At 47.2% G+C, this 8623-nt stretch carries 6 protein-coding genes; 3 read left to right on the top strand and 3 right to left on the bottom strand.

Annotation, left to right across the window (positions count from 1 at the left end):
• Nucleotides 1-728 (top strand): SIMPL domain-containing protein (locus tag IBX48_RS00510; protein WP_296829432.1); only part of this gene is annotated, 728 nt, incomplete at its 5' end.
• Nucleotides 729-815: 87 nt separating this feature from the next.
• Here the strand turns inward: IBX48_RS00510 and IBX48_RS00505 are convergent.
• Nucleotides 816-1118 carry a hypothetical protein gene (locus IBX48_RS00505; protein WP_296829429.1) on the bottom strand — a complete coding sequence of 101 codons (303 nt, stop codon included), beginning with the start codon at nucleotides 1116-1118 and terminating at the stop codon, nucleotides 816-818.
• Nucleotides 1119-1402: 284 nt separating this feature from the next.
• On the opposite strand from IBX48_RS00505, the gene uvrA reads away from it, so the two are divergent.
• Entirely contained in the window at nucleotides 1403-4219 is a 2817-nt protein-coding gene (uvrA, locus tag IBX48_RS00500; protein WP_296829423.1) for an excinuclease ABC subunit UvrA, read from the top strand.
• A 103-nt stretch (nucleotides 4220-4322) separates the two neighbouring features.
• Here the strand turns inward: uvrA and katG are convergent, their stop codons facing one another.
• Both katG and IBX48_RS00490 read right to left on the bottom strand, forming a co-directional pair.
• A complete protein-coding gene (gene katG, locus IBX48_RS00495) occupies nucleotides 4323-6503 on the bottom strand; it encodes a catalase/peroxidase HPI (RefSeq protein ID WP_296829420.1) in 2181 nt (726 codons plus the stop codon).
• Between the two features lie 115 nt (nucleotides 6504-6618).
• On the bottom strand, nucleotides 6619-7683 hold the full coding sequence (locus IBX48_RS00490) for an AI-2E family transporter (RefSeq protein WP_296829417.1): 1065 nt from the start codon (nucleotides 7681-7683) through the stop codon (nucleotides 6619-6621).
• A 124-nt stretch (nucleotides 7684-7807) separates the two neighbouring features.
• On the opposite strand from IBX48_RS00490, the gene IBX48_RS00485 reads away from it, so the two are divergent.
• Nucleotides 7808-8608 (top strand): TOBE domain-containing protein, encoded by an 801-nt coding sequence (locus IBX48_RS00485; RefSeq protein WP_296829414.1) that lies wholly within the window; start codon nucleotides 7808-7810, stop codon nucleotides 8606-8608.
• Nucleotides 8609-8623: the final 15 nt, after the last annotated feature.

Genomic DNA, 8623 nt, shown 5'->3' with positions numbered 1-8623 from the left:
GATCTGAAAAACTTGGCGTTGCCAGAATGAATCAGGGGTTAATCGAGATGCCCAATCCATATAAAACGGTTCAATTCCTCGTATTATCGGCTTGTTTGCTTTTAGCACCAGGCCTGGTGCTCGCTGACCCGCACCGTATTAGCTTTAGCGTGACCGAACAACAAACCGTCGAAAATGATCGTCTACATGTTGTATTTGCAGCCCAATACCGAGCCAGCACCGCGGATCAAGTTAGCCAGCGCGTCAATCAAATTATGCAAGCGGCTCTGAATGAACTTTCGACCGATCATCGCCAATATGCTCAAACCGGCAATTACCATGTTCGCCCCCATTTTCAGCGAGACGGCCGGATTAGCGAATGGTCTGGTCAGCAAGACCTTAGGCTTAATCTTCCCAAAGATAATGCCGACATTACCGGTGTATTAAGTAGCCTACAGCGTCATTTAATTTATCAATCAGTCCGAGCCGATATTAGCCCAAACAAACGTCAGCAAGTTGAACAAGCCTTGCTGAGCAAAGCGATTCAAAAGTATCAACAACAGGCGAAGTTTATAGCCCAAGCCTTTAACGAAAAACACTATCGTTTGGCTGAAACACGTTTGCAACCAAACTATGCCTTGCCGCTTCAAGCACGCAGCCTAACGGCCAGCGACACGAATGCTCCGAGCATTGAAATGGGCTCACAAACCCTAAGTGTGACAATTGATGGTGTGCTGGAGATTAACTGATTCGCGATCTAAAGGGGGCGGGTCAAATACATCACTCGCCCCAGATAAACCGTTAAGCAGAAAGATTTAACCGCGACTTTTGCCGCTTTAATAATTAGATGCGGTAATTAGATGGGACTCAATTAGCTGAGTAATAAAAGATGGGCTTACGCCTTGTGACAAAACATCATCAATCCAAAAAGCTTGCTTTTGACCCGCTTCAAAATAAGCAAACCCAACACGATACTCGTCTTCTAAGCGCGCCAACATCAGTACCATTTTGCGTCCGCTTGGCGTATGAATTAAGTGACAGGCCTGGTTATCGGTAATATCAATACGGATATCATCCATTGGCTTTTCTGCCAAGGCTTGATTAACTACTGCATATAAGTCTTCATAAGTTTCTATCATTCGTTCATACCTTGTTTTAAGCGCTCATTAAACCATAATTTAAGACCAATTTTAGCTTGCTAAGCAAAAATCAATGCACAAATTTTTACTGGATACCTCGATTAACCCCAGCTTGAATTCTGCGTTGTGAACCTTTGCGATGTCTAGACATTCCGGCAGGTTCACGCCTTGATCTGAAAAACTTGGCGTGGCCAGAATCAACTAGGGGGTATTCGAGATGCCCTTAGGTTTGTCAAAAAAGAAACATGTTATAATTTCTCTTTTGCGCAAATTGTTGGTTGACCATGCTTGAGAACATTATTATTCGCGGGGCGAGAACCCATAATTTAAAGAACATCGATGTCACATTACCGCGTGACAAACTGATTGTGATTACCGGGTTATCGGGTTCAGGCAAATCATCGTTGGCGTTTGATACGATTTATGCCGAAGGCCAACGTCGTTATGTTGAATCCTTATCGGCTTATGCGCGTCAATTCTTGTCTGTGATGGAAAAACCAGATTTGGATCATATTGAAGGTTTATCACCGGCGATTTCGATTGAGCAAAAATCCACCTCACACAACCCGCGCTCTACCGTGGGCACCGTCACCGAAATTTATGATTATTTACGCCTGTTATATGCACGCGCTGGTACACCTCGCTGTCCAACCCACGATGTTGATCTTGAAGCCCAAACCGTCAGCCAAATGGTAGATCGCACCTTAGAGCTGCCAGAAGGCACAAAATGTTTATTAGTGTCGCCGGTCGTGCGTGGTCGCAAAGGCGAACATCACAATTTATTAGATGAACTGCAAGCCCAAGGTTTTATCCGTGCGCGTGTCAATGGTCGTTTGATGGATTTAGATGGCACGATTGAGCTGGATAAAAACAAAAAACACAACATTGAAGTGGTGATTGACCGCTTTAAAGTGCGCGCCGATTTAAAGCAGCGTTTAGCCGAATCATTTGAAACCGCGCTGCGCATGTCGGAAGGCATTGTGCAAGTATTGCCGATGGATGACGAAGACGATTTTGCCTTGCTGTTTTCCGATAAATTCTCCTGTCCGCATTGCGGTTACAGCGTGCCGGAACTTGAGCCGCGTTTATTCTCTTTTAATAACCCGCACGGGGCTTGTCCGACCTGTGATGGTTTAGGGGTTAAAGAAAGTTTTGATGCCGAACGCGTGATTACACACCCGGAACTGAGTTTGGCCGGCGGCGCAATTCGCGGTTGGGATCGGCGCCACAAATATTATTACGACATTCTCATGGCCGTCGCCACACATTATGGTTTCGACATGGAGCTGTCCTGGCAAGAGTTGGAGGACAAATACAAACAGATTGTGCTATTTGGTTCGGGTAAAGAAAAGTTGCCGTTACCGCATGGCAAGTATTCGGAAGTGCGTCGGTTTGAAGGTGTATTGCCTAATATGGAACGCCGTTATACCGAAACCGACAGCAAAACCGTGCGTGATGAATTGGATAAATACCGCGTCACCACGCCCTGTAAAACCTGTCATGGTGAACGTTTAAACGAAGCCGCGCGTCATGTGTTTGTCGCCGATGTATCGCTACCCAGCCTCACCCACCGTTCGGTTGGCGAATTGTACGACTTTTTCGACACCCTCAGTATGCCGGGTTCAAAAGGCCAAATCGCCGAGCCGATTGTTAAAGAAGTGCGCCAGCGTTTATCGTTTTTAGTCAATGTTGGCCTTAACTACCTCACCCTTAATCGCAGCGCCGACACCTTATCAGGTGGCGAAGCCCAACGTATTCGTTTGGCCAGCCAAATTGGCGCAGGCCTGGTGGGGGTTATGTATGTATTAGATGAACCTTCGATTGGTTTGCACCAACGCGACAACGACCGCCTGTTAAAAACCCTCACGCATTTGCGCGATTTGGGCAACACCGTGATTGTGGTCGAACACGATGAAGACGCGATTCGCGCCGCCGATTATGTGCTTGATATCGGCCCGGGTGCGGGTATTCACGGCGGTCGTATTATGGCGCAAGGTACACCAGACGAAGTCACCGCCAACCCGCAATCTTTAACCGGTCAATATTTAAACGGCAGCCGTGCGATTGCGATACCGGAAACGCGCTTAAAGCCTTCTGAAAACTGGTTGCGTATTATTGGCGCATCAGGCAATAACTTAAAAAATGTCACGCTCGAAATTCCAGCGGGTTTGCTCACCTGTATTACCGGGGTTTCGGGTTCAGGTAAATCAACCCTAATCAACGAAACCCTGAGCAAAATCACCGCCAATGAACTTAATGGCGCGATGCAAACACCTGCTCCGCACGAAAAAGTTGAAGGGATAGAGCATTTCGACAAGGCCGTAAACATTGACCAAAGCCCGATTGGACGCACACCACGCTCGAATCCGGCGACTTATACCGGCTTGTTTACGCCAATTCGTGAATTACTCGCCACCACCCCTGAATCGCGCGCACGTGGTTACAACCCAGGGCGCTTTAGCTTTAATGTAAAAGGCGGTCGCTGCGAAGCTTGCCAAGGTGATGGCGTATTAAAAGTCGAGATGCACTTTTTGCCAGATATTTATGTGCCTTGTGATGTATGTCACGGCCATCGTTACAATCGTGAAACTTTGCAAATTCACTATAAAGGCAAAACCATTCACGACATTCTGGAAATGACAGTCGAAGATGCCCGCGCCTTCTTTGATGCAATTCCGGCTTTGGCACGTAAACTGCAAACCTTAATGGATGTCGGTTTGGGTTACATTAAACTGGGCCAAAGTGCAACGACCCTTTCGGGTGGTGAAGCGCAACGCGTCAAACTCTCAAAAGAATTATCCAAACGCGACACTGGCAATACGTTATATATTTTGGATGAGCCCACCACCGGCTTGCATTTCCACGATATCGAACAGTTGATGCAAGTGGTTTATGAACTGCGTAATCGTGGTAACACGATTGTGATTATCGAACACAACTTGGACGTGATTAAAACCGCCGACTGGGTTGTTGACCTTGGTCCAGAAGGCGGCGATGGCGGCGGCATGATTGTCGCAACCGGCACCCCAGAAGAGGTGGCGAAAAACCCAGGTTCACATACTGGGCACTATTTAAAGTCCTGGTTAAACCCGAAAAAATAACGCCCGAACTTTAAAAATCGGTTCTGATTTTTTAAAAGCCTAAACAAAAAACCGCCGTCACTCATCGAGTCACGGCGGTTTTTTATGGCTTATTGTTAATACCTTATTTCAAATCGAAGCGATCAGCGTTCATAACTTTCACCCAAGCTTTAATAAAGTCTTTAACAAACTTTTCTTGGTTATCATCCTGTGCATACACTTCGGCATAAGATCGCAGAATCGAGTTTGAACCAAACACCAAATCTACTCGCGTCGCGGTCCATTTAAGTTGATCGGTTTGACGATCTCGAATCTCATATAAATTTTTACCGGCTGGTTTCCAGTGGTAATTCATATCGGTCAGATTCACGAAAAAGTCATTCGTTAATACACCCGGACGATCAGTGAATACACCGTGCTGCGTGCCTGCGTGGTTGGTTCCCAATACACGCATACCACCGATTAACACCGTCATTTCAGGCGCGGTTAAACCCATTAATTGAGTGCGGTCGAGTAGCATTTCTTCTGGCGAAACTACATAGTCTTTTTTCAACCAGTTTCGATAACCATCATGTAAAGGTTCCAATGCTTCAAACGAATCCACATCGGTTAGGTCTTGTGTGGTGTCACCGCGACCCGGCGCAAACGGAACCGTGACTTTAACACCCGCCTGCTGGGCGGCTTTTTCAACCGCAGCGGAACCACCTAGTACAATTAGGTCGGCCAAACTAACAGGTTTGGTTAAACCGGCTTGAATGCCTTCCAGTACTTTAAGCACTTTCTGCAGGCGTTCCGGCTCATTGCCTAGCCAATCTTTTTGGGGTGCAAGTCGAATACGGGCACCGTTCGCGCCACCACGATAATCCGAACCACGGAAGGTACGCGCACTATCCCAAGCCGTCGCCACCAGTTCAGAAACCGATAACCCGCTATTTAAAATTTGGGTTTTTAACTCGGCTATTTCGCCATCACTTAAATCATAATCAACCGCTGGAACTGGGTCTTGCCAAATTAAATCTTCAGCGGGCACATCCGAACCCAGATAACGTGCTTTAGGCCCTAAATCACGATGCGTTAATTTAAACCAGGCGCGTGCAAATACCTCTGAGAAATAGGCGGGATCTTTATAAAAACGCTCAGATATTTGACGATAAATCGGATCTTTAATCATCGCCATATCGGCATCGGTCATGATCGGGTTATGTTTAATGGATGGGTCTTCAACATCCGCTGGTTTATCTTCTTCTTTAATGTTGATGGGTTCCCACTGCCAAGCTCCGGCTGGCGATTTTTTTAGTTCCCAATCGTAATTAAACAATAAATAGAAATAACCGTTATCCCATTGGGTCGGGTTGGTTGTCCAGGCGCCTTCAAGCCCGCTACTAACAGTATCTCGACCCATGCCCTTGGCTTTTGGATTATGCCAACCAAAGCCTTGTTCAGTCACATCGGCCGCTTCCGGCTCGGCTCCCAACTTACTGGCATCGCCGTTGCCGTGACATTTACCGACCGTATGACCACCCGCGGTCAAGGCCACGGTTTCTTCATCGTTCATCGCCATGCGTTCAAACGTGACCCGCACATCCTGCGCGGTTTTAAGCGGATCAGGTTGGCCATCCACGCCTTCTGGGTTAACATAAATCAGCCCCATCATCACCGCCGCCAGCGGATTTTCTAAATCTCGCTGACCGGAATAACGACTATCCGGGTTATCACTTGGCGCCAGCCATTCTTTTTCAGAACCCCAATAAATATCTTTTTCCGGATGCCAAATATCTTCCCGTCCACCGCCAAAGCCGAATACTTTTAGCCCCATCGACTCATACGCCATATTGCCGGCTAAAATCATCAAGTCAGCCCAAGACAGTTTGTTACCGTATTTCTTTTTAATCGGCCACAATAAACGGCGTGCTTTGTCTAAGTTCACATTATCCGGCCAGCTGTTAAGTGGTGCAAAACGCTGGTTTCCGGTTCCTGCGCCGCCACGACCGTCAGCAATACGATAGGTGCCGGCTGAATGCCAGGCCATGCGAATCATTAAGCCGCCATAATGCCCCCAATCGGCTGGCCACCAGGCCTGGCTGTCGACCATTAATTGCTTTAAGTCTTGTTTGAGCGCTTGCAAATCGAGTTTTTTAAACTCGTCGGCGTAATTAAAATCGGGATCAAGCGGATTGGTTTTACGATCATGCTGATGCAATATGTCTAGGTTTAGGGCATTTGGCCACCAATCCATATTTGAAGTGCTAACGGACGTGTTACCACCATGCATTACCGGGCATTTACCGGTTGTTGGCTTCTCCATTTTATCGCTCCTTATTTTATCTATTGGTCACACTTATTACGGTGCCCTATACTCATACTAGAACTATTAAAATGGAAAAGATAATTAAATATCGCTATTAGTGCTATAGCCAAACTTAATGCGATTTTTGTTGAGCCGCGGTTTCGATCTCACTTGGTTTTGGCTCGGGTGCGTCATTGCTCAACATAATCGCAATCCATCTAGTGGTTTCGTACTGTTCAAGTGCAATTTTGACAATCATGGTTAAAGGGATCGACAAAAACATGCCGACCGGACCAAATAGCCAACCCCAGACCAGTAAAGATAAAAACACGACCAGCGGTGACAAACCTAAACCTTTTCCCATAAACTTGGGCTCCAGCAAGTTCCCCATCACCACATTAATTGCCAAGTAACCCAGCGCAACGAGGGCGGCATCACCAAACCCAAGCTGAACCATTGCCAACAACACAGCCGGCAGCGCTGCAATCAATGAACCCACGTTAGGAATAAAGTTCATTAACATTGCCACCAGCCCCCATAAAATCGGGAAATCGACCCCCATAAAGTACAACCAAGTCGTGACTAAAGCCCCGGTAACAAAGCTGATAATGGTTTTAATCAGCAGATATTTATTTACACGCGCCATAAACCCGCTGGTGGTGTCTAGGGTAAATTGCGCATCCGGCATCGCCGCCCGAATTTTGCGCGGAAAAGTGGCCTCTTCCATTAAAATAAAAATCACAATAAACACCACCAAAAACACATTGGTTAATACCGAACCCACCGCAGATAAGGCTCTACCAATCGTGCCCATCACATTCGACGGGTTAACATGCTCCATCAGCATTTCGCGCGTTACCGGCAGATTAAGTGTTTCAAACAAGGGCAAAAGGCTATTTAGCATAATTTGTAGACGCATTTGATAATGCGGCATTTGACTTATAAAACTATCAATCGAATGACTAACCACCATCGCTAATAAACCACCAAACACAATTAACACAAACAGCACGATCACCACGGCTAAATAGGACGGCACACCACGCGTGGTCATCATGCGCAAAAACGGCGTACTAATAATCGCGATAAACAAGGCCAACATAATCGGAATCGTAATTGCCTCGGCGGCCTTAAGGCCTGCCACAATTACAATCACACTTGCCAAACCGACCAGCCAAAAAACACCCTTGTTTTCCATTTGTATCCACTCCTAAAAATTATTCTTCACAGTGTACCACCAGGCCTGGTGATCAAAAAGTATTTGACAGGCACTATATACCTGGGTATATTTTGAGCATCGTTATTTACCTAGGTACTAGTTGATGTTCGCCCCCCCCCATCAACCCGAGTTTTTCGCGCCCTGGCATGTGCATTTAGGCTCAGGGGATATTAGCCCGCGACGCTTGCATTTGTTGCAAGCAATTGAAGCGACCGGCAGCGTGTCGCAAGCCGCCAAGCAAGTCGGCATGACTTATAAAGCGGCCTGGGATGCGGTCGAGATTATGAACAATCTGGCGGGCGTGCCTTTGGTCAATCGCCAACACGGCGGCAAAGGTGGCGGCGGTGCCACCCTTACCCAAACCGGCCTGCAAATTGTCACCATGCACGAACGTTTATCGGCCATGCAGGCGATATGGATGGCATCGTTAGAGAACACCGATGCCGATATTTTGCCCTTAGTGCGGAGAATCAAAATGCAAACCAGCGCACGCAATAGTTTTTATGGCACAGTCGAAAGCATCAAAACTGGTGAAGTGAACGCAGAAGTCACGCTAAAACTGCAAGGCGATGACTACATTGTGGCGACCGTGACCGCCGACAGCGTGACGCGCATGGGCTTAAAACCGGGCGTCACGGCTTGGGCACTGGTTAAAGCCAGCTGGGTGGTATTAGCCAAAGAGCAAGCCAAAGGCCTGATTAGCGCACGCAACTTTTTATGCGGGCAAGTCAGCCGAATCACCGAAGGGCCGGTCAATGTGGAAGTCAGCGTCGAGCTCAAAGGCGGTAATACCCTGTCATCCATTATTACCCACAGCGCACTAGACGAACTCAAACTCAGCGAAGGCGAACCGATTTGCGCGCTGATAAAAGCCTCGCATGTATTGATTGGCGTTGACGAGTGATTTTTAATGTTTAAT

It is taken from the genome of Thiomicrospira sp., from assembly GCF_014859555.1.
Classification (GTDB): domain Bacteria; phylum Pseudomonadota; class Gammaproteobacteria; order Thiomicrospirales; family Thiomicrospiraceae; genus Thiomicrospira.
The sequence above is the reverse complement of the archived record's forward strand: the minus strand, read 5'-3'. Positions and strand labels throughout refer to the sequence as shown.